The organism is Amycolatopsis sp. cmx-4-83 (assembly GCF_046548815.1).
Taxonomy (GTDB): domain Bacteria; phylum Actinomycetota; class Actinomycetes; order Mycobacteriales; family Pseudonocardiaceae; genus Amycolatopsis; species Amycolatopsis pretoriensis_A.
This window is the reverse complement of the sequence record NZ_JAEBEF010000037.1, coordinates 1-936: the sequence shown is the minus strand read 5'-3', so window position 1 is coordinate 936 and position 936 is coordinate 1. Positions and strand designations below refer to the sequence as shown.

Sequence of the window (936 nt, the reverse complement as noted above, 5' to 3'; positions counted from 1 at the left end):
GCCACGATCATATCGTACGCCTCATAATTTATTTCGAACTGCATCTGCAACTCGAATTCCATACAAACAAACATAAAACAGCTTACTTCAAAATTAACATCACATACTTTCTTATAAACATTCTTAACAGCAGCGGATACATCATCAGCAGATTCTTCTGATAATAAATTATCTAAAACATCTTCCTTTTTCTCAACCCTGAAAACAATTCTCAGATTACGGATCCAATCCGAATAATTTATTCCATTCAACTTATCCTTCTCAAAAACCGAACGCAAAACAAACGATACGATAATATTACTAAATACCATTTAATCTACAACAAAAATAATACAAAATACACTAAAACAAACGTATCCATAATAAAACAAATCACATTAAACTATTTTAACAGAATCTACTCCCACTAAAATCAATATCCCTCTATTAAAACTTAATAATTCAGAATCCACAACTAACAAATCTACTAATAAACTTTAACATCACCGCTAACAAACGAAATAAATCGGTAAACAACTTTTACTAATCATATCACATATAACTCCTGTTATTAAATAACATCTCTATATCTCGGCGCCCAACCTTTATACCCCAAAATCCTTAACCGTTAAAATAACCTTATTAAACAAACCAACCCTTATACGTATAAATATCCGACACAAACCCGTCTAATCAAAAAAAACTAATAACACCCTAATTTCATAAACCCACCACTAATTATACAAAACATAAAACGGTACAAATTTTAATTAAAAAAACATACTAACTTAAACTTTCTGAAAAATCGTTCTACTTCTAACATCACAGCATACAGAAAATAAAACATAAATAAAATAACATTCACACAGCTTATAACACAGTATAACCCGTTTTCATATGGTGATCTCCATCTCCATAGAACCTGTTCACCATGGTGATCTCCATCTCCATGTTCCA

Annotated in this window: 1 protein-coding gene; it reads right to left on the bottom strand. The window is 30.6% G+C overall.

The window, feature by feature from the left end:
- Window positions 1-278, bottom strand: a 278-nt coding sequence (locus tag ACLJQM_RS48190) for a hypothetical protein (protein ID WP_410636679.1), incomplete at its 3' end; no start/stop codon positions are given.
- Between the last annotated feature and the right edge of the window lie 658 nt (window positions 279-936).